At 65.7% G+C, this 26,392-nt stretch carries 23 protein-coding genes; 14 read left to right on the top strand and 9 right to left on the bottom strand.

The window, feature by feature from the left end; genetic code table 11:
* Positions 1-4: 4 nt before the first annotated feature.
* Positions 5-2,086 (bottom strand): oligopeptidase A, encoded by a 2,082-nt coding sequence (gene prlC, locus Atro_RS13220; protein WP_497922934.1) that lies wholly within the window; start codon positions 2,084-2,086, stop codon positions 5-7.
* A gap of 202 nt (positions 2,087-2,288) precedes the next feature.
* On the opposite strand from prlC, the gene Atro_RS13215 reads away from it, so the two are divergent.
* The 4 genes from Atro_RS13215 to Atro_RS13200 all read left to right on the top strand — a co-directional run bounded on the left by Atro_RS13215 (position 2,289) and on the right by Atro_RS13200 (position 6,974).
* Positions 2,289-2,819: a sigma-70 family RNA polymerase sigma factor gene (locus tag Atro_RS13215; RefSeq protein ID WP_497922932.1), complete on the top strand. Its 531-nt coding sequence runs from the start codon at positions 2,289-2,291 to the stop codon at positions 2,817-2,819.
* A complete protein-coding gene (locus tag Atro_RS13210; RefSeq protein WP_497922930.1) occupies positions 2,803-3,795 on the top strand; it encodes a FecR domain-containing protein in 993 nt (330 codons plus the stop codon). The genes Atro_RS13215 and Atro_RS13210 overlap by 17 nt, the downstream gene beginning before the upstream one ends.
* A 173-nt stretch (positions 3,796-3,968) precedes the next feature.
* Positions 3,969-6,323, top strand: a complete 2,355-nt coding sequence (locus Atro_RS13205; protein WP_497922928.1) for a TonB-dependent siderophore receptor — start codon at positions 3,969-3,971, stop codon at positions 6,321-6,323.
* 72 nt (positions 6,324-6,395) lie between these two features.
* The gene (locus Atro_RS13200) at positions 6,396-6,974 is read left to right on the top strand and encodes a gamma carbonic anhydrase family protein (protein WP_497922926.1); all 579 of its coding nucleotides are present in this window, start codon (positions 6,396-6,398) and stop codon (positions 6,972-6,974) included.
* Positions 6,975-6,983: 9 nt separating this feature from the next.
* Here the strand turns inward: Atro_RS13200 and Atro_RS13195 are convergent, their stop codons facing one another.
* Both Atro_RS13195 and Atro_RS13190 read right to left on the bottom strand, forming a co-directional pair.
* On the bottom strand, positions 6,984-7,271 hold the full coding sequence (locus Atro_RS13195; RefSeq protein WP_497922924.1) for a DUF1161 domain-containing protein: 288 nt from the start codon (positions 7,269-7,271) through the stop codon (positions 6,984-6,986).
* Positions 7,268-8,368 (bottom strand): aminopeptidase, encoded by a 1,101-nt coding sequence (locus Atro_RS13190; protein WP_497922922.1) that lies wholly within the window; start codon positions 8,366-8,368, stop codon positions 7,268-7,270. Before Atro_RS13190 ends, Atro_RS13195 begins: the two co-directional genes overlap by 4 nt.
* Positions 8,369-8,545: 177 nt before the next feature.
* Here Atro_RS13190 and Atro_RS13185 point away from each other — a divergent pair, with 177 nt between their 5' ends.
* On the top strand, positions 8,546-8,965 hold the full coding sequence (locus Atro_RS13185; RefSeq protein WP_497922920.1) for a PA0061/PA0062 family lipoprotein: 420 nt from the start codon (positions 8,546-8,548) through the stop codon (positions 8,963-8,965).
* 32 nt (positions 8,966-8,997) lie between these two features.
* Complete coding sequence (locus Atro_RS13180; protein WP_497922918.1) at positions 8,998-9,414, top strand: PA0061/PA0062 family lipoprotein; 417 nt, start codon at positions 8,998-9,000, stop codon at positions 9,412-9,414.
* A 13-nt stretch (positions 9,415-9,427) separates the two neighbouring features.
* Here Atro_RS13180 and Atro_RS13175 read toward each other — a convergent pair whose 3' ends face one another.
* Positions 9,428-10,420: an asparaginase gene (locus tag Atro_RS13175; RefSeq protein WP_497922916.1), complete on the bottom strand. Its 993-nt coding sequence runs from the start codon at positions 10,418-10,420 to the stop codon at positions 9,428-9,430.
* Positions 10,421-10,634: 214 nt separating this feature from the next.
* Between Atro_RS13175 and purE the strand changes: the two genes are divergently transcribed.
* The 3 genes from purE (at position 10,635) to Atro_RS13160 (ending at position 12,563) form a co-directional block, all read left to right on the top strand.
* Positions 10,635-11,126, top strand: coding sequence for a 5-(carboxyamino)imidazole ribonucleotide mutase (purE, locus tag Atro_RS13170; RefSeq protein WP_497922914.1), 492 nt, complete (start codon positions 10,635-10,637; stop codon positions 11,124-11,126).
* A 17-nt stretch (positions 11,127-11,143) separates the two neighbouring features.
* Entirely contained in the window at positions 11,144-12,229 is a 1,086-nt protein-coding gene (locus tag Atro_RS13165; RefSeq protein WP_497927679.1) for a 5-(carboxyamino)imidazole ribonucleotide synthase, read from the top strand.
* Positions 12,230-12,317: 88 nt separating this feature from the next.
* Positions 12,318-12,563 (top strand): GlsB/YeaQ/YmgE family stress response membrane protein, encoded by a 246-nt coding sequence (locus Atro_RS13160; RefSeq protein WP_497922913.1) that lies wholly within the window; start codon positions 12,318-12,320, stop codon positions 12,561-12,563.
* On the opposite strand, the gene pbpG is transcribed toward Atro_RS13160, so the two are convergent.
* Positions 12,545-13,495, bottom strand: a complete 951-nt coding sequence (gene pbpG / locus Atro_RS13155) for a D-alanyl-D-alanine endopeptidase (protein ID WP_497922911.1) — start codon at positions 13,493-13,495, stop codon at positions 12,545-12,547. The two genes, Atro_RS13160 and pbpG, sit on opposite strands and share 19 nt — an antisense overlap.
* Before the next feature lie 216 nt (positions 13,496-13,711).
* Here pbpG and Atro_RS13150 point away from each other — a divergent pair, with 216 nt between their 5' ends.
* The gene (locus tag Atro_RS13150) at positions 13,712-14,251 is read left to right on the top strand and encodes a DUF3299 domain-containing protein (RefSeq protein WP_497922909.1); all 540 of its coding nucleotides are present in this window, start codon (positions 13,712-13,714) and stop codon (positions 14,249-14,251) included.
* 81 nt (positions 14,252-14,332) lie between these two features.
* On the opposite strand, the gene Atro_RS13145 is transcribed toward Atro_RS13150, so the two are convergent.
* Positions 14,333-15,685, bottom strand: a complete 1,353-nt coding sequence (locus Atro_RS13145; RefSeq protein ID WP_497922907.1) for an OprD family porin — start codon at positions 15,683-15,685, stop codon at positions 14,333-14,335.
* Positions 15,686-16,360: 675 nt separating this feature from the next.
* Between Atro_RS13145 and Atro_RS13140 the strand changes: the two genes are divergently transcribed.
* The 4 genes from Atro_RS13140 (at position 16,361) to Atro_RS13125 (ending at position 21,216) form a co-directional block, all read left to right on the top strand.
* Entirely contained in the window at positions 16,361-16,747 is a 387-nt protein-coding gene (locus Atro_RS13140) for a bacteriohemerythrin (protein ID WP_497922905.1), read from the top strand.
* A gap of 136 nt (positions 16,748-16,883) precedes the next feature.
* The gene (locus Atro_RS13135) at positions 16,884-18,617 is read left to right on the top strand and encodes an NADase-type glycan-binding domain-containing protein (protein WP_497922903.1); all 1,734 of its coding nucleotides are present in this window, start codon (positions 16,884-16,886) and stop codon (positions 18,615-18,617) included.
* A gap of 16 nt (positions 18,618-18,633) precedes the next feature.
* On the top strand, positions 18,634-19,797 hold the full coding sequence (locus Atro_RS13130; protein WP_497922901.1) for a polysaccharide deacetylase family protein: 1,164 nt from the start codon (positions 18,634-18,636) through the stop codon (positions 19,795-19,797).
* Positions 19,798-20,436: 639 nt separating this feature from the next.
* Positions 20,437-21,216 (top strand): hypothetical protein, encoded by a 780-nt coding sequence (locus Atro_RS13125; protein WP_497922900.1) that lies wholly within the window; start codon positions 20,437-20,439, stop codon positions 21,214-21,216.
* Positions 21,217-21,335: 119 nt separating this feature from the next.
* Here Atro_RS13125 and Atro_RS13120 read toward each other — a convergent pair whose 3' ends face one another.
* The 3 genes from Atro_RS13120 to Atro_RS13110 form a co-directional block, all read right to left on the bottom strand.
* Positions 21,336-21,845: a hypothetical protein gene (locus Atro_RS13120; protein ID WP_497922898.1), complete on the bottom strand. Its 510-nt coding sequence runs from the start codon at positions 21,843-21,845 to the stop codon at positions 21,336-21,338.
* On the bottom strand, positions 21,842-24,217 hold the full coding sequence (locus tag Atro_RS13115) for a hypothetical protein (RefSeq protein WP_497922896.1): 2,376 nt from the start codon (positions 24,215-24,217) through the stop codon (positions 21,842-21,844). The genes Atro_RS13120 and Atro_RS13115 overlap by 4 nt, the downstream gene beginning before the upstream one ends.
* A gap of 145 nt (positions 24,218-24,362) precedes the next feature.
* Positions 24,363-26,390: a type VI secretion system Vgr family protein gene (locus tag Atro_RS13110; protein ID WP_497922894.1), complete on the bottom strand. Its 2,028-nt coding sequence runs from the start codon at positions 26,388-26,390 to the stop codon at positions 24,363-24,365.
* Positions 26,391-26,392: the final 2 nt, after the last annotated feature.

Genomic DNA, 26,392 nt, shown 5'->3' with positions numbered 1-26,392 from the left:
CCTCTTAGGCCGCCGCGCCCAGGCCAAGGTGACGGAGCAGGGCGTCGATCGACGGCTCGCGGCCGCGGAAGTCGACGAACAGCACCATGGGGTCCTGCGAGCCGCCACGGGCCAGAATCGCCTCGCGGAAGGCGCTGCCGGTGACGGGGTTGAACACGCCGTCCTCCTCGAAGCGCGAGAAGGCGTCGGCGGAGAGCACTTCCGCCCACTTGTAGCTGTAGTAACCGGCCGCGTAGCCGCCGGCGAAGATGTGCGAGAAGCTGTTGGGGAAGCGGTTGTAGGCCGGCGGCTGCATCACCGAAACCTCGTCGCGGATGCCCTTGAGCACCTCGAGCACGCCGCGGCCGTCGCCGTGGTGGACGTGCAGCTCGAAGTCGAACAGCGAGAACTCCAGCTGGCGCGCCATCATCATGCCGGACTGGAAGTTCTTCGCCGCCAGCATCTTCTCCAGCAGGTCGGCGGGCAGGGCTTCGCCGCTCTCGTAGTGCCCGGAGATCAGCGCCAGGCCTTCCGGCTCCCAGCACCAGTTCTCCATGAACTGGCTGGGCAGCTCCACCGCATCCCAGGGCACCCCGCTGATGCCGGAGGCGCCGGCGTGCTCGATGCGCGTCAGCAGGTGGTGCAGGCCATGGCCGAACTCGTGGAACAGGGTGGTCACCTCGTCGTGGGTGAGAAGCGCCGGCTTGCCTTCCACCGCCGGGGTGAAGTTGCAGACCAGGTTGGCCACCGGGCTGATCAGCTCGCCGGCGGCGTTGCGGCGCTTGTCGCGGGCGCCGTCCATCCAGGCACCGCCGCGCTTGTTGGCCCGCGCGTAGAGGTCGAAGAAGAAGCGCCCGACGTGCTCGCCGTTCTCGCGGATCTCGAACAGGCGCACGTCCGGATGCCAGGTGTCGAAATCCGCAAGCTCCTGGATCTCGATGCCGTAGAGGCGCTGGACCATGGCGAACAGGCCGCCGAGCACCTTGTCGATCGGGAAGTAGGCGCGCAGCTGCTCCTGGGAGATGCTGTAGCGGGCCTGGCGCAGCCTCTCGCTGTAGTAGCCGACGTCCCAGCTGGAAAGATCGGCGCAGCCCTGTTCGGCGGCGAAGGCGCGCAGTTCGGCCAGGTCCTTCTCGGCGAACGGCCGGCTGCGCGCGGCCAGGTCGCGCAGGAAGGTCAGTACCTGCTCGCCGGAGTCGGCCATCTTGGTCGCCAGCGACAGCTCGGCGTAGTTCGGGTAGCCGAGCAACTGGGCCAGCTCGCGACGCAGGTCGAGGATCTGCTCCATCAGCGGGCCGTTGTCGAACTGCCCGGCATTCGGCCCCTGGTCGGAAGCGCGGGTGCAGTAGGCGGCGTAGAGCTCCTCGCGCAGGGCGCGGTCGTCGGCGTAGGTCAGCACCGCGTAGTAGCTGGGGAACTCCAGGCTGATCAGCCAGCCGTCGAGCCCCTTGGCCTGGGCGGCCTGGGCCATCTGCGCCCTGGCCGAGTCGGTCAGGCCGGCCAGCGCGGCCTCGTCGGTGATGTGCTTGGTCCAGGCCTGGGTGGCGTCGAGCAGCTGGTTGGAGAAGCGGCTGGTCAGCTCGGACAGGCGCATCTGGATCTCGCCGTAGCGCTTCTGCTGTTCCTCGGGCAGGTCGATGCCGGACAGATGGAAGTCGCGCAGGGCGTGGTCGAGGATGGTCTGCTGCGCCACGTCGAAGCCTTCGGCCGCGGGGCTGGCGGCCAGGGCCTTGTAGGCGTCGCAGAGGGCGCGGTTCTGGCCCAGTTCGGTCCAGTAGGCGGACAGCTTGGGCAGGCAGGCCTCGTAGGCGGCACGCAGCTCGGGGCTGTTGCGCACCGCGTTGAGGTGGCTGACCGGGCTCCAGGCCCGGCCGAGGCGCTCGCCCAGCTCGTCGAGCGCCAGCACCAGGCCGTTCCAGCTCGGCGCGCCGCCTTGCTCGGCGAGGATCTGCGCGAGGGCCGCGCGGTTGTCGGCGAGGATCTGGTCGATGGCCGGCTCGACGTGTTCCGGACGGATGGCGGAATAGGGCGGCAGGTCGAAAGCTTGCAGAAGAGGATTGCTGGCAGTCACGGCAGGTGCCCCTGAATCGGTAGGTTCGCCAGCCATGGTAATGAGAAATTCCCGACAGCGCAGCAAGGATACTACTGTTGGCGCATCGCCGCTCCGTGGCGGGGACTCCGGATTGGCCGGCGGATCGCTCCGTACCGTATGTCCGGATGTCGGTATATGCATTGCTTGCTAAGCATTGGCCGCATAAGATGAGAATTCATCTTATTTGTATCCCCAGACAAGCGGACGGTAAGCGGCCATGTCGACCCTCGACACGACCTATCGGCAACAGGTGGCGCACTACTATGCCGAGCACCACGGCTGGATACGCGCCTGGCTGTACCGGCGGCTGGGCGATGCCTGCGATTCCGCCGATCTGGCCCACGACGTGTTCCTGCGCCTGCTGGCCCGGCCGCGGCGCTTCGACAGCGACAGCCATGCCCGCGCCTGCCTGCATACCATGTCCCGCAACGCCTGCGTGGATTTCTGGCGGCGCCGGCAGGTCGAGCAGGCCTGGCTGGAGGTGCTGGCCGGCCGCCCCGAGGCCGTGGCGCCCTCGGAGGAACACCGTGCCCTGGTGCTGGAAGCCCTGCAGCAGGTGCATGCGATGCTCGCCCGCCTGCCGGAGAAGGTCGCCGAGGCCTTCCTCCTGGCCCAGCTCGAAGGCCTCGGCTACAAGGCCATCGGCGAGCGCCTGGGGGTGTCCGAGCGCACCGTGACCACCTACATGGCCCAGGCGATGTACCAGTGCCTGCTGCTCGAGGCCGAACTCGATGAAGCACTCGTCTGACCCCTTGTCCGGGCCGAAACCCAGTCACGCCATCCTCCAGCAGGCCGCCGACTGGTACGCCCGGCTGCACGCCGATCCGCACGACGCCGCCGCCGGCGAGGCCTGGCGGCGCTGGCACGGGCAAAGCGAGGCGCACCGCCAGGCCTGGCAGTACGTGGAGCGCGTCGCCCGGCGCTTCGCGACCCTGCAGGAGGACGGCGACGCGGCCGCGCGGACCCTGCGCGCGGCGCGCCGCACGGATCTCTCCCGCCGCCAGGCGCTGCGCACCCTGGGCGTGCTGTCGGGCGGCGCCCTGCTCGGCTGGCTGGGCTGGCGCGCCACGCCTCTGCCGCAGCTGCTGATGGCCTGGCAGGCGGACTACCGCACGGCGACCGGCGAGCTGCGCGACTTCGTCCTCGCCGACGGCACCCACCTGTGGCTCAACGGCGCCACGGCCCTGGACGCCGACTACCGGCCCGAGCGGCGGCGCCTGCACCTGTTCGCCGGGGAAGTGCTGATCGACACCGCTGCGCAGCCCCGGCCCTTCGTCGTCGACACCGCGCAGGGCAGCCTGCGGGCGCTGGGCACGCGCTTCAGCGTGACCCAGCAGGACGGCTTCACCCGGATGGCGGTCTTCGAGGGCGCGGTGAAGGTGCGCGCCGCCGACAGCGGTGCCACGCGCATCGTCGAAGCCGGGCAGCAACTGCGCTTCGACCGCCGGACCATCGGTGCCGGCGAGCCGGCGGCGGCGGCCCGCCAGGCCTGGACCCTCGGCCTCCTGGTGGCCGACGACCTCCCCCTGGCGGAGTTCGTCGAGGAGCTGTCCCGCCACCACCGCGGGCACCTGGGGGTCGCCCCGGAAGTCGCCGGCCTGCGCGTCATGGGCACCTATCCGCTGCACGACAGCGAGCAGGTCCTGGCCATGCTGGAAAGCGCCCTGCCGATCGCCATCCACCGCCCGCTGCCCTGGTGGACGAGCCTCGACGCGCGGCGGTGAGCCGCCTCATCGTCCCGTCCTTCGAAGAAATTAATAAAAATTCTCATTTTCCCTTCCGGTTTTGCCGGCTCGTCCGAATTGGTTGGTGACAACGGCCTCGCGCCGACCGAATGCAGTAAGGGAAATCCCATGTCACCACGCCACGCCCTCCGCTCCCGCTTCCCCTCGCCCCGTTGACGCTGGCCCTTCCCCTCGCCCTGGCCGCGGTGCCGGCCCTGCTCGGCGCCGGCGCCGCACAGGCCGCCGAGCAGGAACAGCTGCAGCACTACGCCATTCCCGCCGGCCCGCTGGCCGAGCGGCTCACCCAGTTCGCCGCCCAGGCCGGCATCTACTTGGCCGGCGACGCCACGCTCACCGCCGGCAAGCGGAGCCAGCCGCTCGAGGGCCGCCATACGGTCGAGCAGGCGCTGGCCATCCTGCTCGGCGGCAGCGGGCTGCAGGCCGTGCCGACCCGCGCCGGCCACTACGAGGTGCAGCCCCTGGCGGAAACCGGCGGCGGCATGGCGCTGGAGGCGATCAGCGTCAGCGAGGCCGGCGAGGACAGCAGTTACCGGGCCGCGGAGAGCGCCATCGGCGACAAGTTCGAGACGCCCTTCCTGGAGCAGACGCAGACCGCCTACAGCGTCAACCGGCAGGTATTGGACGACTTCGCGGTGAGCGATCTGGAGGAGACCATCAAGTTCGTCCCCGGCATCACCGTCGGCAACAGCTTCGGCGGCACCCAGGACTCACTGGTCAAGCGCGGCTTCGGCAACGGCAGCGACGGCGGGGTCCTGCGCGACGGCATCCGCACCAGCGAAGGGCGCAACTACAACAGCGTCACCACCGAACGGGTCGAGGTGCTCAAGGGGCCGGCCTCGCTGCTCTACGGCATGCAGGAGCCGGGCGGGGTGATCAACGTCATCAGCAAGAAGCCGACCTACCAGTGGCGCAGCACCCTGGGCGGGCAGCTGTCCGGCGAAGGCGGCGGCAGCGGCTATTTCGATCTGTCCGGCCCCCTGGGCGAGAGCGGCTTCGCCTTTCGCCTGATCGGCCAGCACAAGGACGAGGACTACTGGCGCAACTACGGCGTCAACCGCGACAAGCTGGTCGCGCCGTCGCTGGCCTTCGAGAGCGAGGCGTTCTCGGCCAACCTGTCCTACGAGTATTCCGACTACACCTCGGTCCTCGACCGCGGCGCCTTCTTCTATAACGGCCATGCGGTCGGCGACCGCCAGCACCGGCTCGACGAGCACTGGACGCGGATCGACGGCCAGCGCCAATACGCCAGCCTGGCCATGGAGTACCGCTTTTCCGATACCTCGCGGCTGCGCTTCAACTATGGCTGGAACGAGAACGCCTACAGCGACTACCAGGCCGATCCGAACGCCTACAACCCGGCGACCGGCGAGCTGCGCCGGCGTTTTCGCAGCAATCCGGACGTCGAGCGGACCCGCAACTATGCGTCCCTCGACTGGCTCAACGACCTGGAGCTGGGCGGACTGCGCCACGAACTGGCCCTGGGCGCCGACCACGAGCGTCACGACGAGTCGAACGGCTTCTTCTACCAGGGCCCCAACACCTGGGGCTTCGACCCGGATGCGCCGCACTACGGCAACCTGAAACAGGACGAGGTGGTCAACCCGAGCAACAGCCAGCAGCGCTCGCGGGTGCGCATGCTGTCCGCCTACGTCAAGGACAACATCCATGTCGGCGAGCGCTGGGTCCTGTCCCTGGGCCTGCGCCACCAGCGCTTCCGGCAGCGGGACTGGTCGGGCATTCCCAGCCAGATGGGCACCAACCTGAACAAGAGCAAGAACCTGCCCTTCGTCGGCCTGGTCTACAAGCTGGACGACGAGTTCTCGCTGTACGCCAACTACAGCGAATCCTACAAGCCGAACGTCATCGCCTCCGGCACGCTGGTGAAAAGCGGCAGCGACCCGGAAGAGGGCCGCCAGTACGAGATCGGCCTGCGCTACGACAACGGCTGGCTGTCGGGCCTGGTCGCGCTGTTCGACATCCGCAAGGAAAACATCCAGACCACCGAGACCATCAACGGCGAGCAGGTCACCCGGGCGATCGGCGAGGCCCGCTCGCGGGGCCTGGAGGCCAGCCTCAACGGGCAGCTGGGCGAGCGCTGGAACCTGGTCGCCAACTACGCCTACACCGATACCGAGGTGCTCGAGGATTCGCCGGCCAACGAGGGCAACGAGCTGGTCAACGTCGCCCACAACGTCGCCGGCCTGTTCCTCTCCTACGACCTGCCGCAGAGCCTGCTGCCCGGCGCCTTACGGCTCGGCGGCGGCGCCCGCTACGTCGGCTCGCGCGAGGGCGACTCGGCGAACAGCTTCGAGCTGCCCGGCTACACCACCTACGACGCCTTCGTCACCTGGACGCTGCCGGACGTGATCGGCAAGAAGACCGAGCTGCAGCTGAACGTCGACAACCTGACCGACAAGAAATACTTCATCTCCAGCGGCGGCACCAGCAACCGGGTGTCCTGGGGCGCGGCGCGCACCGCGACGCTGTCGGCGACCGTGGACTTCTGAGCGGCGGCCCGCGCTATTGCGCCCGCCGGGCCAGTTCGGGACGATACGGCTTCCCCACATGGAGTCTTCGGCATGAGCATCAGAACCTTCCAGGGCATCACCCCGACGCTGGACGAGCGGGTTTTCGTCGACCCCACCGCTGTGGTACTCGGCGACGTGGCGATCGGCGCCGACAGCTCGGTCTGGCCGCAGGTGGCGATCCGCGGCGACGTGCACCGCATCCGCATCGGCGCGCGCACCAGCATCCAGGACTGCAGCGTGCTGCACGTGACCCATGCCGGGCCGTTCAACCCGGACGGCTACCCGCTGGAGATCGGCGACGACGTCACCGTCGGCCACCAGGTGACCCTGCACGGCTGCCGCATCGGCAACCGCGTGCTGGTCGGCATGGGCGCCATCGTGCTGGACGGCGCGGTGGTCGAGGACGAGGTGATCATCGGCGCCGGCAGCCTGGTGCCGCCGGGCAAGACCCTGGAGAGCGGCTTCCTGTACGTCGGCAGCCCGGTCAAGCAGGCGCGCCCGCTGAACGACAAGGAGCGCGGCTTCTTCCGCTACAGCGCCGACAACTACGTGCGGCTGAAGGACCAGCACCTGGCGGAACAGTACCTGCCGGTGAAGGAGCCGCACCTGCTCGCCGACCACGAGGACTGAGGCGCCGCCTCAATCGGCCGGAATATCCGCCGGCGCGGGCGCCGGCGTTTCGCTGCGCCGGCGGCTGCCGTCGTTGCGCTGGTAGATGATCTTCTTGCTGCCGCCCTCGCAGCTGCCGACCACCAGGTTGCGGTCGGTCACTTCGGCGTTGGGCACGATCTCCAGGGTGTAGGAGGTCACGCCGGCGGCCTGGATCTTCACCTCGATCTCCTCCTTGAGCTCCGCGCAGGGCTTGGTCGCCGCCAGCAGCGGGGCGCTCGGCAGGAGCAGTGCGAGGGCAAGGCAGTATCTGTTCATGGTGTGCTCTCCTGGGTGGCGAGGGAGGATGGCGCGCCGGCCTGCAGTTCGGCCAGGCGTCGCTCGCGCGCGGCGGCGGGCAGCTGCGCCAGGCGTTCGGCTTCGACATAGAAGCGTGGCCAATCTTCGCCGGCGCGGCGGAATATTTCCGCGAAGGCCGGCACCCAGCCGTCGTACAGGCCGAACGGCAGCAGCTTGGCGTTGTTCAGCGGGCCTTCGATCCAGGCGTCGTAGCGACGCTCGCCCTGCCATTCGCCGTCGCGCAGGCTCCGGTAGCGCCGGCGCAGCGCGTCGAATTCGGCCGCCTTGCCCCGGCGCAGCTCGTCCGCCGGCCGGCCGCTGGCATAGAGCTTCCGCAGACGTTCGCGGCTGTCCAGCACCAGGCGGGCGAACTGTTCGCCGTACCGCGCGCGGCGCTCGTCCGGCGGCGGCAGGCCGCGGCTGGCGCGCCACTGGCGCAGCCCCTCGCGCTCGACGAAGCTGGCGAAGGATTCGTTGAAGGCGGTGTCGCCCGCCGCGTAGAGCCGCTGGTGGGCCAGCTCGTGGAAGATCAGCGCGGCCAGTTCGTCGTCGCCGTGGCGCAGCATGCCGGCGAGGATCGGGTCGGCGAACCAGCCGAGGGTCGAGTAGGCCTCCACCGGGCCGACGTAGGTGTCCAGGCCTTGCTGGCGCAGCAGCGCCGCCGCGCCGCGCGCCCGGCCGAGCTGGTAGAAGCCGCGATAGGCGACGCAGCCGGCGATCGGGTAGCAGTGGCGCTGCGGCTCGACTGAGAACTCCTCGGTGGCGAAGAGATTCCACACCACATAGGGCCGGCCGAGATCGGCATAGAGGCGGTAGCTGGCATTGTCCGGCAGGCCGAGCCGCGCACTGGCGAAGGTGCGCGCGGCCTGGGCCTGGGCGAGGCGCTGGCGCAGCACGGGGTCGCGGGCCTGGTCGGCGACCAGCGTGGCGACCGGCTCGCGGCGGCGCAGTAGTTCGAGCTGGCCACTGGCCAGGTGACGGTAATAGTCGAAAGTGGAACAGCCGTTCAGACAGACGGCTAGCACCAGGGGAACCCCGCGCAGGGTAAGGTTGTCGAGTGAGCTGAAAAATTTCATCCGGTGAACCCGGTGGCCCTGCAGGCGTTCAAGAAGGAGAGGCGAGCGTTTCGCTCGTCCGTGCACAAGGGAGTGTACAGGCAGCAGACGGACAATCCGGGCTTCGATGTGGCGGGAGCCGGTCCGGTTTTTCCAGTGCCCACCGGTTCCATAATCACGACATCCCGGAGCTTCATCATGCGCGTTCTCCTCCTGCTTCCCTGTCTGCTGACGCTCGGCGGCTGCAACCTGCTGCTGCCGCGACACGATCCCGGCCAGGCCTGGATCGAGCTGAATCCGCCGGAGCCCCATTCGCTGCGCGCCGCCGAGGTGGACCGCAAGGCGCTGGACGATCACCGCTTCTTCCAGGTCAGCCCCGGCGCCCACGAGCTGGGCATGCGCTATCGCTTCGAGGTGGCGGGCAGCAACATCGGCCCGGGCAGCGCGTCTTACGAGCGCAATTGCCTGATTCGCCTGAACTACAAGGAATTCATCGCCGGCCAGCGGTATAGTCTGGAGGTCGGCGACGTCGGTTTCCGCGCCTGGGCCAGACTCTACGACGACCAGCGCCGGATGGTGGCGAGCGGTCGGGAGAGTGGCTGCGGCAACGGCGCCTGACGTCTGGCCGCGTCTTTCCCGCGAGGCTGCCCATGTCCGGACGACTCCTCTGGCTGATCCTGCCCTTGCTGCTGGCCGGCTGTGCCAGTCCGCTGCCCGAGCCGGACCCGCGGATGGCCTGGGTCGAGCTGGAGGCCCGCGAGGTGACCAGCCTGCTGATGGCCGAGCGGCTGGACGGCCGGCGGCTGAGCGATGGCCGCTATTTCCAGGTCGGCCCCGGCGCCCGCGAGCTGGAGGCGATCTACCGCTACTACTACCAAGGCACCCCGACGGGCCGCAATCCGCAGGCCACCAGCTGCTGGCTGCGCCTGCGCTATCCGAGCTTCGCCGCCGGACAGCGTTACCGGCTGGAAGCCTGGGCCATGGCGACCCAGGTCTACGCCGTGCTCTACGACAGCAGCGGGCGGGAGCTGGCCGAGGCCGAGGTGCTCCACTGCGGGTTCTACTGAGGGGCGCACTCCGCTAGTCGGCGCACTCGCCGCACAGGTCCTGTGCCAGCCAGTATTCCGCCTCGTCCGCCGAGAGGCCGGCGCCGAGCAGGGCGAACAGCTTGCCGAGCGCCGCCTCGCGGGTCATGCCATCGCCACCGACCAGTCCGGCCTCGTGCAGGGCGTTGCCGGCGGCATAGGTGCCGAACGCCACGTGGCCGTGCGGGCACTGGCTGATGCCGAGCAGCAGCGTGCCGCGCCGGCGGGCCTCGCGCAGCGCGGCGAGCAGGTCGGCGTCGTCCGAGGGACCGGTGCCGCTGCCGTAGCACTCCAGCAGCAGGCCCTGCACGCCGCTGCCGAGCAGGGCGCGCAGCTGCGCCGCCTGCAGGCCGGGGAACAGCGGCAGCACGGCGAGGCTCACCGGCTGGCGAATTCGCCGGTAGTCAAGTGTGGCGGGCAGGACGGCGGCGCGGCTGCCGTGGCGTTGGCGCGGCAGCTCGGCGAACGCGCCGAAGGTCGCGCTGCCCAGCTTGGTGGCGCGGGCACCGTGCAGCAGACGGCCGCCGAAGTAGAGGTGCACGCCGGGCGCCACGCCTTGCGCGAGGGCCTCCACGGCGCCGAACAGGTTGTCCCAGGCGTCGCTGCCCGAGGCGTCCGATGGCAGCATGGCGCCGGTCAATACAACCGGCACGCCCAGGCCGAGCAGCAGGAAGCTCAGCGCCGCGGCGCTGTAGGCCAGGGTGTCGGTGCCGTGCAGCAGCAGCACGGCGTCGCAGCCGTCCTCCTCGACCGCGGCGACGACGGCATCGCGCAGGGCCAGCCAGTGGTGCTGGTTCATGTTGGCGCTGTCGATCGGCGGGCTCAGCTCGCGGTAGCGCCAGGGCGGCATGCGTCGCTGCGGCTCGGCGGCCAGCCGTTCGTTGAGGCGCGCGTCGAAACCGGCGGCCGGCACCAGACCGCGGGCGCTGGCCTGCATGCCGATGGTGCCGCCGCTGTAGAGGACCATGAGTCGGTTGATGGTGGACATGGCCTGATCTCGGAAAAGGTGGAACGGGCATGGTAACCCGGACGGGAGGTCCACGCGTCTGCACTTCCGCGCTCTCCTTTGGGTTATACTCCGCCGCTTGATAATGCGAGCCTCTCTCAAATCCGGAAAGGTTCGTCCCCCGCCAAGCCACGCCCTGCCAGCGTGGCTTGTTGTTTTTTGACGCGCCTGCGGGCGCCAACGAAGAGGCACGACGATGAGCGCACTGGTAGGCGTGATCATGGGGTCCAAGTCGGACTGGAGCACCCTCTGTCACACCGTGGAGATGCTGGACAAGCTGGGCATCCCCAACGAGGTCAAGGTGGTTTCCGCCCACCGCACTCCGGATCTGCTCTTCCAGTACGCCGAGCAGGCCGAGTCGCGCGGCATCCAGGTGATCATCGCCGGCGCCGGCGGCGCCGCCCACCTGCCGGGCATGTGCGCGGCCAAGACCCACCTGCCGGTGCTCGGCGTACCGGTGCAGTCGTCGATGCTCTCCGGGGTCGACTCGCTGCTCTCCATCGTGCAGATGCCGGCCGGCGTGCCGGTCGCCACCCTGGCCATCGGCCGGGCCGGCGCGATCAACGCCGCGCTGCTCGCCGCCAGCATCCTCGGCGCCAAGCACCCGCAGTACCACGAGGCGCTCAAGCGTTTCCGCGACGAGCAGACCCGTACCGTGCTCGACAATCCGGATCCGCGCGACGCGTGAGCAAGGGGAGCCTCAAGATGAAGATCGGCGTGATCGGTGGCGGCCAGCTGGGTCGCATGCTGGCCCTGGCGGGCACCCCGCTGGGTATGAACTTCGCCTTCCTCGACCCGGCGCCGGACGCCTGCGCGGCCGCCCTCGGCGAGCACATCCGCGCCGACTACGGCGACCAGGACCACCTGCGCCAGCTGGCCGACGAGGTCGATCTGGTCACCTTCGAGTTCGAGAGCGTGCCGGCCGAAACCGTGGCCTTCCTCTCCCAGTTCGTCCCCGTCTACCCCTCCGCCGAGTCGCTGCGCATCGCCCGCGACCGCTGGTTCGAGAAAAGCCTGTTCAGGAGCCTGGGCATCCCCACCCCGGAATTCGCCAACATCCATTCGCAGGTCGACCTCGATGCCGCGGTGGCCGAGATCGGTCTGCCGGCGGTGCTCAAGACCCGCACCCTGGGCTACGACGGCAAGGGCCAGAAGGTCCTGCGCCAGCCTGCGGATGTCGCCGGCGCCTTCGCCGAGCTGGGCAGCGTGCCGTGCATCCTCGAAGGCTTCGTGCCCTTCAGCGGCGAGGTGTCGCTGATCGCCGTGCGCGGCCGCGACGGCGAGACGCGCTTCTACCCGCTGGTGCACAACAGCCACGAGAGCGGCATCCTGCGCCTGTCGGTGGCCAGCAGCGGGCACCCGCTGCAGGCGCTGGCCGAGGACTACGTCGGCCGCGTGCTGGAGAAGCTCGACTACGTCGGCGTGCTGGCCTTCGAGTTCTTCGAGGTCGACGGCGGCCTGAAGGCCAACGAGATCGCTCCTAGGGTGCACAATTCCGGGCACTGGACCATCGAAGGCGCCGAGTGCAGCCAGTTCGAGAACCACCTGCGCGCGGTGGCCGGCCTGCCGCTGGGCTCGACCGCCAAGGTCGGCGAGAGCGCCATGCTCAACTTCATCGGCACGGTGCCGCCGGTGGACCGGGTGGCGGCCATCGCCGACTGCCACCTGCACCACTACGGCAAGGCCTTCAAGGCCGGGCGCAAGGTCGGCCACGCCACCCTGCGCAGCAAGGACCTGGCGACCCTCGAGGCGCGTATCGAGGACGTCGAGGCGCTGATCGCCAGGGACTGAGCCGCACCCATGGCCAGCTGCCTTGATGGCGGGCGTGCCGGAGCCTGACTAGGCTGAGGGGGGTACGGACTTCTGGGAGGGCTCTGCGATGGGCATCCTCGGCACCATCCTCATCGGCCTGCTGGTCGGCGTGGTTGCACGTTTCCTCATGCCGGGCAGGCAGGCCATGGGCTGGATCATGACCATCCTGCTCGGCATCGGCGGCTCGCTCCTGGCTACCTACGGCGGCCAGGCGCTGGGCATCTACCGCGCCGGCGAGGCCGCCGGCTTCATCGGCGCGGTGATCGGCGCCATTCTCCTGCTGGTGATCTACGGCTATCTGCGCAAGTCCTGAGCGGTGGCGGTGGCCTGGGTTTTCTGCCATTCCAGCAGCTTCCGCTGCTTGTGACGCTGGGCCACCAGGGGAACCGGCGTGGTCTTGCCGGTTTCCAGCCAGCGCCGCACGCGGGTGGCATCGCCGACATGGGAGTGCTTGCCGAGAGTGTTCAGCAGCACCATGGCCACGGGCCGGTTCTGCACCACCGCGAGCATGGCTAGGCAGTGGCCCGCCTCGTTGATGAAGCCGGTCTTGGTGACCTCGATGCGCCAGGCGGGATTGCGCACCAGGGGGTTGGTGTTGTTGAAGTTCTGCACGTAGTTCGGCTTCTGGAAATACGCGCTGCGGCTCGCCGTGGTGCTCAGCTCGCGGATTAGCGGGTACTGGCGCGCGGCCCTGAGCAGCCGCACCAGATCGCGGGCGGTGGAGACGTTCAGCTCCGACAGGCCGGTCGGCTCGACGAAGCGCGTGCTGCGCATGCCCAGCGCGCGCGCCTTGGCGTTCATCGCCGCGACGAAGCGCGCGTGGCCGCCCGGATAGTTGTGCGCCAGGCTCGCCGCGGCGCGGTTCTCCGAGGACATCAGGGCCAGGCGCAGCATCTCCCGGCGGCTGATGTGGCTGTTGACCCGCACCCGCGAGTAGACGCCGCGCAGCTCGCGGGTGTCGTGGATGAGGACCGGGATCACTTCGTCGAGCGGCTGTGCGGCATCCAGGGTCACCACGGCGGTCATCAGCTTGCTGATCGAGGCGATCGGCACGACCACGTCTGGATGGCTGGCGAACAACTCCTTGCCATTGTCCAGGTCGACGATCAGGGCGCTGGCGGAGGCCAGTTCCAGGGGCGGTGGCGTGCGGGTCGGCGGGGTCTTGTCGACGGCCCGGGCAGTGGGCATGACGAGCACGCAGGCACAGGCCAGCAGGAGGGCTAGGATCGGGGAATGGGTTTTCATGCGCATGACTCGCCGGTGGGATGCGTGGGAACTGACGCCTGGACGTCATTTTATGCGGTATAGCCAAACGCCGCTGCTTTTCAACGCCAGCAGACGAAAAGGCCGGCGGCTCTCTGGCAGTTTCCGCGGCGCTGCCCTTTATCGGCGCTTCGCTCGATGCCATGATGCCGCTGCAGTTCCCTCCTTCTCATCATTATCACTCGCCGATTCGATTCCATGCGCCGATCATCGTTCCTTTTCACCCTGCTTCTCGCCAGCTCCCTGTCGCATGCCGAGCCGCCCGAGCTGGACTGGCTGGAGCTGATGCCCGCCGACGACCGCCAGGCTCTGGAGGACATGCCGGACATCAGCCACGACACCCCGGAAGCCGACGGCGACTTCACCGCCAAGGGCGGTCTCAAGCAGAAGGCCAGGGATCTGCCGGCGGTGATGTACTCGGCGAAGACGGTGCCGGCGCTGAACGGCCGGGAGATCCGCCTGGGCGGCTATCCGGTGCCGCTGGAGAACGACGGCCAGGGGCGCAGCACCACCTTCTTCCTGGTGCCCTATCCCGGCGCCTGCATCCACCTGCCGCCGCCGCCGCCGAACCAGATCGTCCTGGTCCGTTATCCGAAGGGCATCCGCGTGGAGGACATCTCGATCCCGTTGTGGGTGGACGGCAAGCTGCGGGTGGAGAAGGTCAGTAACGACCTGGCGGACGCCGCCTATGCCATCGAGGCGAGCGGAGTGCAGCCAGTCGAGGAAGAGGCGCTGTAGCGGAGACGGGCGGCGAGCCGGCGTTGCGCCGGCGGACACCCGGGATGAAATCGCGTCCCTGCGATCTCGGCGGGGACGGGATCAGAGCAGCGGGATGCTGTAGTTGACGATCAGGCGGTTCTCGTCAATGTCCCGCTGGTTGACGTCGTTGCCGCGCCAGGCGGCGCTCATCCAGGTGAGACCCAGACCCTTGAGCGCCCCGGACTGCACCGTGTAATCCAGGCGGAAGTCGCGTTCCCATTCGCGGCGGTCGCTGCCGGCGGCGTCGATGTCGTCGCCGCTGAAGTAGTTCAGGCCGGCCTTCAGGCCCGGCACGCCGACCTTGGCGAAGTCGTAGGCGTATTTGACCACCCAGGTGTTCTCGCCGGCGTTGTGGAACTTGTGCACCTGGGCGTCGGTGATCAGGTAGAGCACCCGGCCCGCGCCCTGGTTGAGGTGCGGGAAGTCGCTGTTGCCGGTGATCTTCTGATAGCCGGCGCCCAGCGAGTGGCCACCCAGGCTGTAGGTGAACAGGGCGCTCCACAGGTGGTTGTCCACTTCGTAGCGGTTGGAGGAGTTGGCACTCCAGTAACCGTTGGCGCGGTAGCCCTCGGCGCGACCGGAGGCGCTGCCGTTCTCGCCGTCGGAATCGCTGCTGAAATAGCGCAGGTCGGTCTTCAGCGAGCCCACCGGCAGCGCCCAGTTGTGCAGCAGGCCGAAGAAGTGCTGCTTGTAGAAGTCGCGCAGGTTGCCGTAGTAGTACTGCAGCGTCAGGTCCTTGTTGACCCGGTAGTCGGCGCCGCCGTAGTAGAACTCGTTGCTGGCCTGGGCAACGCTGCCGCTGTTCGAGCCCTCGATGGACAGGCTGTCGCTGTTGCTGGAGTTACGCTCGGTGGAGTGCTCCAGCTTGCCGGCGACGAAGGTGAAGTCCTTCAGCTCGTTGACGGTGACCTGCCCGCCCTCGTAGGTCTGCGGCAGCAGGCGGCCGTCGTTGGCGATCACCACCGGCAGGCGCGGGCGCAGGGTGCCGTACTGCACCAGGGTCTTGGAGAAGCGCATCTTGCCGGTCACGCCAAGACGGCCGAAGTCGCGCTTGGCCTTGCCGTTGCTTTCCAGCGGGAAGACCTGTCCCGGAACGCGATCGGACTCGGTGAGCGCATTCCTCTTGTCGGCATCGCCACCGGCATCCAGGCGCAGGCCGTAGGAACCCAGCAGGTCGAGGCCGAAGCCGACGGGGCCTTCGGTGAAGCCGGACTGGTAGTCGAGCACGAAGCCCTGGCCCCATTCCTCGGAACCGGCGCGATCTTCGTTGCGGATGTCCTGATTGAAGTAGAAGTTACGCGTGCTGAGCGTGGCTTTGCTGTCTTCGAAGAATCCCGCGGCGCCGGCCTGTTGCGGCAAGGTCTGACTCAGGACGGCCGCCGTCACGGCCAGGGTCAGGGTGGACTTGTTCATGTGTTCCTTGTTCTCCGATGAATAAATGCACGTTGTCCATGGGCCGGCCCCATCCGGGCGAGTGCTGCGCGCCGGCGGCTGAAAATGACATTTGTGTTTCAATTTGAAAATTGAGATTGATATTTTCTGGCGAAAATAAATCATTCTCTTGATGTGGATCACGAACGCTCCGCGCCGATGCGGCGCAAGCGGCAAGCAAAATGCATCGCGAGCGATATGCTCGCGCTGATTCCTTCGCTACAGCCTGCCTGCCAGGAGGCTCCGGGCGACTGCGTCCTTCCCGCCACCGCTGCGAAGCCGGCATCCCTTTTTTATATATCCGGCTATGCCATTCCTGTTTGGCGCATTTATGCAATACATATGCCTGAAATAAATTTTAAATATTTAGTTCATTAAAATCAACAATGTATGTCGTTTTAGGAAGGGTATCGGCATGTCGCGTATACGCCGATCTCGTAGGCGATATGTTCGTTTGTATACAACGCGACAAAGCGTGTCGGCCGATGATGGCAATACGACACTGAACCGCCCGGCGGCCTGACGAGGCCGAGGAAAAGACGCCGCGCCCTTGGTTATCCGGGCTCGGCGGATGGCGCCGTGCGCCGGTCGCGGGCTTGCCGTATCCTGCGTGCGCCCTGCCACACAAGGACCCTCCGCCATGCCGACCCCCAAGAAATGCTGGAGCGCTTCCAGGACAGCTACGCCCTGGGCGACGAGGCGATCGACCACACCCACCGCGAATTTCTCGCACTCTGCCTGGCCGCCGCGAATGCCCAGGGAGCGGCGTTCGCCGATGCCTTCAAGGCGCTGTTCGAGCACACCAGCCGCCACTTCGCCGACGAGGAGGCGAAGATGCAGGCCTCCGCCTATCCCGCCTTCGGCGAGCACCGCGCCAATCACCAGCGCATCCTCGGCGACATGGACCGCTTCTGCCAGCGCGCCGCGGCCGGCCGCGCGCAGATGGCCCGCGCCTGGCTGAACGACAGCCTGCCCGCGTGGTTCGACCTGCACGCCAAGACCATGGACAGCGCCCTGGTGGTCCATCTCCGCCAGCACGGCTGAGACCCCGCGCACAAATCCGCCGGCTGCCCGGCAACGCTGCCCACGCCGGGACCAGATAATTGCCGCCTGCCGCCGCCCGCTCCCGGGCGGCCTTCAAGCATCGTCCCTTTACCTCTTCCCCCGACAAGGAGCCGTCATGTTCCCGTCTCGCACCCTCCATCGATCCGTCTTCGTCCTGGCCCTGCTCGCCGCCGGCGTCGCCCAGGCCGCCGGCACGGCGGAGGTCCTTATCCAGCCGGTCGCCAGCCGCTTCCCGACCCTCAGCGTCGACGTGAACGTCCGCGACGCCAAAACCGGCGCGCCGATCCAGGGGCTGACCAAGGAGCACTTCAGCGTCACCGAGGATCTGCGCGAGACGGTGATCGTCGGCGTCGAGAGCCTGACCCCGGAGACGGCGGACGCGCGCGGCGTGGACTTCGTCTTCGCGTTCGACGACACCGGCAGCATGGCCGAGGAGATCGACGGGCTGATCCAGCGCACTCTGGAATTCGCCAACATCGTCCAGACCTCCGGGTTCGACTACCGCTTCGCGCTGATCTCCTTCGGCGACGAACTGCGCCACAAGGTGGACTTCACCGCCTCGGCCGGCGACTTCAAGGCCGCGGTGGCGGCCCTGCGCGCCGACGGCGGCGGCGACGAGCCGGAAAACGCCCTGGAGGCCCTGCGCTACGGCGTCACCGCGCTGAGCCACGACCCGGCGCGGCGCAAGGTGTTCGTGCTGATCACCGACGCCTCCTTCCACAGCGCCGATGTCGTCACCCCGCTGACGACTCAGGAAGTGCTCGCCGACCTGAAGAAGCTCGGCGCCGTGCTCAACGTGGTCGGCCCGAACCTCGACCAGTACCGCTGGATGGCCGATGCCCTGGCCGGCAGCTTCTACGATAAGGATTCCGGGCAGTTCAAGCGGATCGTCGAGCAGATCGCCGGCGGCTCGGCCAGCAACTACCGCCTGACCCTGACCACCAGCCGCCCGGACTACGACAACACTTGGCGGGCGCTGGAAGTCGCCGTGAAAGGCGCCAGCGAGGGCAGCGGCGTCTCCCAGTACCAGGCGCCGAGCTGGGTCAGCGCCTCCTCGCGGGTCGACGGTTTCCAGGGCATCGACAGCCGCTTCGCGCCGCACAACGCGATCGACGGCAACCCGGCCAGCGCCTGGGCCGAGGGCGTGTCCGGCGCCGGCGTCGGCGAATGGGTGGCGCTGAACTTCGCCGCGCCGCAGAGCATCGACCGCTTCGCCCTGACCCTGCCGGCCGGCAGCACGCTCCGCCGCGTCGGCGTGCTGATCAACGACGAGGACAAGCGCTTCTACGACCTCAAGCCGGGCCAGACCGCGCAGGCCTTCGCCCTCGAGGCGCCGCTGCAGGTGTCGCGCTTCAAGGTCGTGCTGGAGGACGCGCAGAGCGGCGACAACGGCCTGGCCGAGATCGAGCTGTTCAACGGCGCCGCGCTCGTCGAGCCCATCGCCCGCGCCCACGACATCCGCCGCACCGCCAAGCTCGCGCAGGAACAGAACAAGCAGGGCGAGACGCTCTACCACGCGAAGAAATACGACGACGCGGTGTTCTACTACAAGGAAGCGCTGAAGAACGACCCCACCTACGCCCAGGCCTTCAGCAACCTCGGCCTGGCCTACCAGCGGCAGAACCAGTTCGCCGACGCCATCTGGGCCAACCGCCAGGCGATCGCCCTGGCGCGCGGCACCACCCGCGACAGCGTGCTGGCCAGCTCGCACTACAACATCGCGCGGATCTTCGAGGCGCAGAACAAGTTCGAGCAGGCGCTGCAGAACTTCCTGTGGGCGCAGAACTACAAGGCCAACCCGGTGTACGACAAGGCCATCGCCCGCATGAACGAAAGACTCGGCCGCTGAGCGGGGAGGGAAGCGCATGAGCCGTTCGCGCACAACCCGGCCGCTCGGGCCCTGGCTGGCCGGCACCCTGCTGGCGCTGCTCTGTACCGGAGCCTCGGCGGCGGGACCGGCGAAGCTCGCTAGCTACGACCGCACGCTCTGGCCGGAAAGCATCGACAGCCCGCAGCGCTTCGACCGGGCTTCGCGCCAGGAGATCCTCGCCCTGGTGCGGGTCATCGAGCGCACGCCGCTGGCCGACACGGCGGCCATCCAGACCTTCACCGGGGTGAAGACGCCCAACGCCGAGGGCGTCGCCCGCTGGCTGGAGGAAACCCGCCGGCGCCTGCTGGCCAACTACCGGGCGGCGAGCCGCGGCTGCGACGGCGAGGCGACCTGCCCGCCGGCCGCGGACTGGCCGGCGCTGGTGCAACTGGCCGGCCAGGCCACGGGGGACGCGACGACCCAGGCCTGGCGGCAGGCCGCCGAAGGCTTCCACGCCACCTATCTCTACGAGCAGGTCCGCCTGGCCGCACTGTTCCCGCGCATCACCAGCGAGATCGCCCGGCTGGACGGCAGCGAGCTGAACGGCTTCGAACTGCCCGACCGGCAGTTCGCCCTGAGCTTCGACGACGGCCCCTCGGGCAACGACGAGACCGAGCGGCTGCTGCACTGGCTGCGCGAACGCGGCGCCGGCGCCTTCTTCTTCGTCCTCGGCGAAAACCTCGAACGGCGCTTGGCCAGGGAATCCGCCGCCAGCCTGGGCGAGCGCTACCAGGGCCAGTGCCTGGCCTCCCACGGCTACAGCCACGTACCCCACCAGAAACTGGCCGGCTGGCAGGACTCGCTGGACAAGACCGCCCGCCTGATCGCCCGCGTCCAGCCCGCCGGCCCGGCCGGCGGCGCCTGGTTCCGCCCGCCCTACGGACAGCGCAACGCGGAGCAGGTCGCCTATCTGAAGGCCCGCGACGGCCGCGTGGTGCTGTGGAACATCGACTCCCAGGACTGGAACGCCAAACTGCAGCCCGCCGCCATGCAGGACCGCCTGATCACCCTGATGCTGCTCTGGCGCCGCGGCATCCTGCTGTTCCACGACATCCACCCCAAGGCCCGCGCGGCTCTGCCGGGGATCGGGGCATTCATGGAGAAGAGCGGGTTGGCGATGGTGGGGTGTGGGGAGGTGGATACCAAGGCCAAAATCTGACGGCCGGAGCCGCACTTGACTAGCATTACTGGTGATCTAATTATTGCGAGAATAAACGATTAGATCATGAGCTCTGCTCTAGAAAGTTCTGTGTGGCACCTTCATAAAGTTCTACTTGAAAAGTACAAGAACCTGCTCCGCGACCGAAATAAAAACGCCTAAGGATGAAAATTTTATATAAGCAAAGTAAGTTGCTGAATTGCATAAAATCGAAATACAAACTATAAAATTGCTGTGGCTTGCAGAGTAAAAATATAGGCCCTACCATGTCGAGCTATATGTACACTCACTAAAACAAGAGAATTTTGTTTATAACACAATAATCTTTATTGCTAAATATCAATGAACAGCCCTCTTCTACTTGAGAATGGCTAATTGAAATACGGCTTCCAGGGGTGATTGATCAATGGCCTCACATATAACTTTAAGCTTAACCCGATTATTAGCTCAAAGCAGTGGAGCTCCTTTTCTATTTATTGGATCAGGGTTCTCACGTAGATATATTGGGCTTGAACAATGGGATGAACTATTAAAAAGGTTCTGTAAAGCAATAAAGGAGTTTGGCTACTATTCATCTCAACATAATCAGGACCTACCGAAAGCTGCAAGCGAGATGGCGCGAGACTTCAATGAGATATGGTGGACTCCTTTCAAGGCTCACTTATTGCAATCGGGGAAACTCGTCTAAACATAACAGTCATACGAACATCTAATTTTCTAGATGTTTACGAGGCCATTGAGAGTACAAAAAGAAAAATTCCAGCTCGTATACTGCGCTACTGTAAAGAGCAAATGTATGATCTCGTAAAATCAAACAACCCAGAAACAAAGCTTGCAGTTTTAAATATTGATCAAATTGACAATAAAGATGACGTAGAGTTTGTTGTTGGGGTTGGAGTTGCCAAAGAGCAAGAGGGGCTATCCAAACAAGGATATAAAGGCGTTACAATCGATGATGTATTCTCAGACATAATAAATGATAAAAGCAAATATGATGCAGCCGAACTACTGAGAGAGGTTTACCCAACATTCTTAAAGAGGCCAAATAAGTATATCCCTGGATACAAATATCTAAGAGCAGTAGGAATTAAATCTCTGGATGAACTCAGAACTTCAGAGTTTTCAGAAATTGAGGCCATCCTCAGCAAGACCGAAAGAAAAGACTACCGCATTGGGCAATACAGAAAGCAATTTGAGAATCAATTCAAAGGTAAGACAACCATAGAAATCATTGCAGGTACCACAGCAGAAAAAGCCCCGCTGATTATTCCGTTTCAAGATGATCAAAATATCGATATTTCTGCTGTTAAGGATTTTCTTGTGGCAAATAAAGAAAATTTAAGATCAGATGTTTCTGCATATGCAACTTACTTTCGAAAATTGGTCTGCCTTATTGATGTGATTGAATACGGATTTTAGTTTACCTTATTGCCCTGAGTGAAACTGCTCAGGGCACCAATTTTATTGGCCGATCGACTACAAATTCCGAATGCAGCACATTTAGCTGAGAAGCCACACTTAGTAGTTACGCCACTTCTCTATTCGCACTTGTTAAATGTGGTTGATAAATTATCTCCTGCAAAATCTGGCTCTGTAATCCACTCATAGACATTGGTTTTCTTGTTGTAGAAGCCATGCCAATCAACTTGTACGTGATTTTTGGAGCTTAGGGCCATATTGGCGATAGGTTTTTCATTCGAAAATTCATCCCAAGGCAGCATCATTCCTCCCCTTCCAAGATCATCAGGCTCGTCAAGAAAAATTGATAATATTTTTTGACTTTGCTCACCATGCGATTTTATATATATCTGATTTGAGTTAACCTCAATCAATATGAGGCTTTCGTGATATATATTTATTCCGCCAACTTTTTCGCAATCAGGCGACCATCTTCCCGTGAACACAGAGAGCGGAGGTACCTCGGTAGTTTTTTCTGCCATTGCCCCGCTTGATATGGCCTCTAAGGCCACAACTACGTTGGCACAACCATATATTGCCAAAGTTAGCAGTACATGGGGTGTTAGTGTCTTTATATTACATTCTTTCATCTGTCAATGAATTCTCTCAAAAAGCCCGACTTTAAATGGAGGTCAGAACGCCCTAAAAGCTCTTCTTTAAAAAAACTCTCGTAGTTAGATAGAGCTTGCGACATGCTCTCGATAGGTTGTCCATAGCGTCCCGGTGGCAAGCTTGCCCACTCCCAGCTACTGTTTTCAATTGCCTCTTTAGTATTGTCATTAATTATTGCATCAAGCGTCTTGCCTCTAACTTTATATTTCAAAAGGGCGACACAAAATTTATCTTGGGATTCTGGTGTGAAATCTTTGATTTCTAATTTTCTTCTTACATTTATCATTTTATTATCTGCCCAAGTATACCCCATTACCTGATATGCCCCTGCGGCCGAGGAGTTATAGCCACTTTTCTTTATTTTTATTTGAGGGTGATCATCAAAGGTCTTCCCATGGTCTTTGATAAATGAGCTACCACCAAAAAGTTTTTCATAGCCACGGTTTCCTACAGTTCCTTCTCCTACTCGGATCATCCGCAGAAAGGCACGAATTCTCGCTTCTCTTATATCGACAGTAGTTGAGGATATGACGGCAATTGGATGAAAATTCCACCCCACTCCGTCCGCCCCAATCCCATACCTCCCCGCCAGCTCACTCCACCACGCCAGCTTCTCGATCCGCCGCTTCTCGCTTTCCCAGTTCGGGTTGCGCGTTTTCGGCGAGTGCTCCATCAACGGATCGAGTTCGTCCCACTTCCCCGGATTCCAGAACCACTCGCTTTCATGGCGGATGATCAGTTGCGCGAGGGATTGGGCGATCCAGGGTTTGCGCAGGGCGGTGGCGATTTCGTGGGGGGCGAGTTTGCCGTCGCCGTCACGGTCGATCAGGTCGTGGAGGCGGCTCCTGATCGGGCCCTGGTCGGCCAGGTCGATCTGCGCCTGGTAGTTCGGTTTTTCCTCGTCGCTCAGGCGGCCGTCGGCGTCGAGCCGGTGGGCCAGTTCGCCGAGGGGGCGGCCGGTTTCCTCGATGAAGTCGAAGCCTTCCCACTCCCAGGGGCTGTGGCGGGTGGTGATCAGCTCCTGCTCGGCCAGCCAGCCGTCGATGGGCTTGCCGTCCGTGTCGGCCAGCAGGTTGTCGAGGCACCACCAGTGGCTGACCGAGCCCGCCGCGGCGCTGTCGACACGAATCCTGCGTTCGGCCGGCAGGCTGTCCAGCAGGCGTTGCGGCAGGATCAGGTCGACGCCGACCGTCACGCCCTCGTCGCTAGGCCTGGGCGGATGGTCGGCGTCGATGCCGGCACGGTGGGGGATCAGCTTGCTGGCGCCCTTGTGTACCTTGAGCAGGGTCTTTTCCGTGTCCGGCAGGCGGGCGGCCCAGGCGCGGCTTCGGTGGACGAAGGCCGGCACGTCGTCGCAGCTGAACACTTCCAGGTGCAGCCGGGGCTGGGCGCTGCCGTCGTGATCCCGATAGAGGCCGAGGTGGCCGATCGGCTCGCCGGCTTTGATCGGCCAGGGGCGCTCCAGCACCTGCACGCGATCGAGCGTGGGCGTGCTGGTTCCGGCCGGCTCCAGCGAGGCGAAATGCACATGGCCGTGCAGGTTGCACAGGCCGTCGCCGCCCTCGACGACGGTCCCGAGCGGACGATAGGCACCGCTGCCCGCGCCGAGGGTGAACACCGCGCCTGCGGGCAGCACGGCGACGATCGGGTCGTCGCGCTCGCCGCTGCCGTCGCGGCGCAGGTTCAGGCCCTTGCCGGGGGCGAGGCCGGTTTCGATGTCGTTGGCCCGTTCGCCGACCAGGAACACATCGGGATCGTCGGTGCCCTGCAGTTCGCCGCCGAACACCCAGCCCTCGCGGCCTGCCGGCAGGTCGGGCAGGGCGCGTCCTTCGAGAAGGGCGATCAGCTTGCGCCATTGCGGCCGCTCGCGGTCGGCCTCGCCGAGCCGCACCTGGCAGCCCTTGGGCAGCAGGGCCAGAACGGTCGCATGCTCCGCCGTGCCCTTGCGCCCGGCGCGCACGCGCAGGCCGCGGATGGGGTCGCAGGCCTTGTCCGCCTTGATCCGGTAGAGGGGCTCGCCAAGGAAGGGCGGCGGGGCGGCCGCGCCCTCCGCCCGATAGCCTTCCCAGTCCTTGAGGTGCATGTAGAGGCTGTAGAGGGTCAGCGCCGGCGGCCTGTCTTCGCCGATGGCGGGCGCCTGCAGGCGGTGCCTGACCAGCACGAAGCCGGTGGAGAAGGGCGCCGGCGTGCCGCCGTCGCCGGCTCCGTATTCGCTGTGCGGATAGCGCGCGTCGATGCGGTAGGCGATCACCTCGCCGTCGGCGATGCAGCGCACGCCGGACTGGTCCAGGTGCGCGGCGGTATGGCCGTCGAAGTGGATGCCGCCGTGCCACAGGCCGTTGCGGCCCATGGGGTAGCTGCCGCTGCCGGCGTCGGCCAGGGCGGCGAGGTAGTCGAAGGCACTGGCGTCGCCGGGGAAGGGCAGGCTCCAGTTGCCGATTGCGGGGGTGTCGCTCATGGCAGTCCTTGCTTGGCAGGGTTTTCCGTATCGGCATTCAGCCGGAGAAGTTCAGCATGCGCGGGCCTTTCGCCGGGTCGCTGGCGGGCGGGTTGGCCAGCGCACTGTCGAGCGGACTGCCCGCCCGATCCCGGTCCGCCGCGCCGGGCGTCAGCGGCAGCTCGAGGGCGATGCCCGCGCCGCGGCCAGGGCTGCCGCCCGAGTTGATCCTCACCAGCGGGCCGACCAGGGTGATGCCGCCGGCGTCGAGCCTGATGAAGCTGCCGCCGGCCTGCAGGGTCAGTTCGCTGCCGGCTTCGAGGACGATCTTCGTGCCGGCCTTGAGGTGGATTTCCTGGCCGGCCTCGACGAACTGGCCGTTGCCGAGCTTGAGGTGCTGGTCCCGGTGGATGCAGAGGTGGTCGTCGGCCTTGAGCTCGATGCGGCGCTCGCCATGCACGGTCAGGTGTTCCTCGGCCTTCAGCTCGGTGTAGCGGCTGGCCTCGACGGTGTCGTGGCGCTCGTTCCCGACGCGGATCTTCTGGTCGTGCTCGATGTGCTGGTCCCAGTCGCGCTGGGCATGGATGTAGATCTGCTCGGCGCCCTTGCGGTCCTCGATGCGCAGCTCGTTGTAGCCCTCGCCGCCGGGACTGCTGAGAGTCTTGAACAGGCTGCGGGTCTTGTGCGCCGGCAGTTCGTAGGGCGTTGGGTGCTCGGCGTGATAGAGGCAGCCGGCGATCAGCGGCTGGTCCGGGTCGCCCTCGAGGAAGGTCACCAGCACCTCCATGCCGACGCGCGGGATGGCGATGCCACCGTAGTGGTCGCCGGCCCAGCTCGACGACACCCGCAGCCAGCAGCTGGTGGCGTCGTCGGCCTGGCCCTCGCGGTCCCAGTGGAACTGCACCTTGACCCGGCCGTATTGATCGCAATGGATTTCTTCGCCGGCCGGTCCGGTGACCACCGCGGTCTGGCTGCCGAGGATGCGCGGCTTGGGATGGCGCAGCGGCGGGCGGTACGGCGCGTCCCAGGGGGTGGCGGTGAAGCGGTTGCGGTAGCCCTGCTGGAAGCCGCCCTCGGCATCGGTGTCGTAGCTGACGGATTCCTCCAGCACCTGCGGCTGCTTGCCCTCATGGTGGATCGCGTCGAGCAGCCAGAGCCGGTTCCAGTCGGCGCGGGGATGACCGCTCAGCTCGAGGAAGTGCCCGCTGGCCAGCAGGGGCTGGTCGCTTTGGCCCTCGGCGAGCCGGTAGTCACAGCGGTGGCGTTCCAGGGCGCGGCGGGACAGCTGCTTGCCGCGCGTGCGGTCGGTGAAGCGGCCGGGGTAGTCGTAGTCTTCCAGGTCTGGCTGGAGTTCGCTGGAAAAGGCGCTTTCCAGACGCAGGCGCGGCTGTTCGAAGTCGTAATCGCGGCGGGTCACCCGCGAGGGGCGGGTTTCCAGGCGGACGCCGAAGCGCTTGATCGCCGGCGCATCGGCGACCAGTCCGCTGTCCTGCCGATAGGCGGTCGGGGCGAGCGTCGGAAAGGCGGTCTGGTCGTCGCCGAACACCAGCAGATGACCGTCCGGACGGTGTTCGAAGTGGTAGTGGATGCCTTCCTCCTCGCACAGGCGCTGCAGGAAGTGCAGGTCGGATTCGTCGTACTGCACGCAGTAGTCGCGCGCCGGGTACTGGGCGCCGAGCCGGAAAGCGCAGGCGTCGCCGTCGAGGATGCCGTGCTCCGCCAGCAGCCGGGCGAGGATCTGCGGCACGGAAAGCTGCTGGAAGATGCGCTGGTTGATCCGCTGGGCGAGGTAGGCGAGGCGCGGCACCAGGCTCAGGCGGTAGCGGGTCAGGCGGCGGCCGGACTCGCCCTGGGCGGCGGCGTGGACCAGGCCGTGGAGTCCGCCGCCGTGCGGGGCGAAGGCGAGGAAGGCCGGGCGGTGCAGCAGGCTTTCCAGGTCGAGGTCGGGGCGTTCGCCGATCAGTTCGAGGTCGACGCGGTAGGGCTGGCCGATGGCCTCGCGGGCGCTGAATTCGAGCACCTGCAAGTCGTGGTCGAGGCCGTCGATGGTCAGGATGAAACGGGGTTGGTTGGCCGGGGCGAACATGG

The organism is Azotobacter tropicalis, assembly GCF_059739045.1.
Note: the sequence above shows the minus strand (reverse complement) of the source record. Positions and strands in the feature narration are given on the sequence as shown.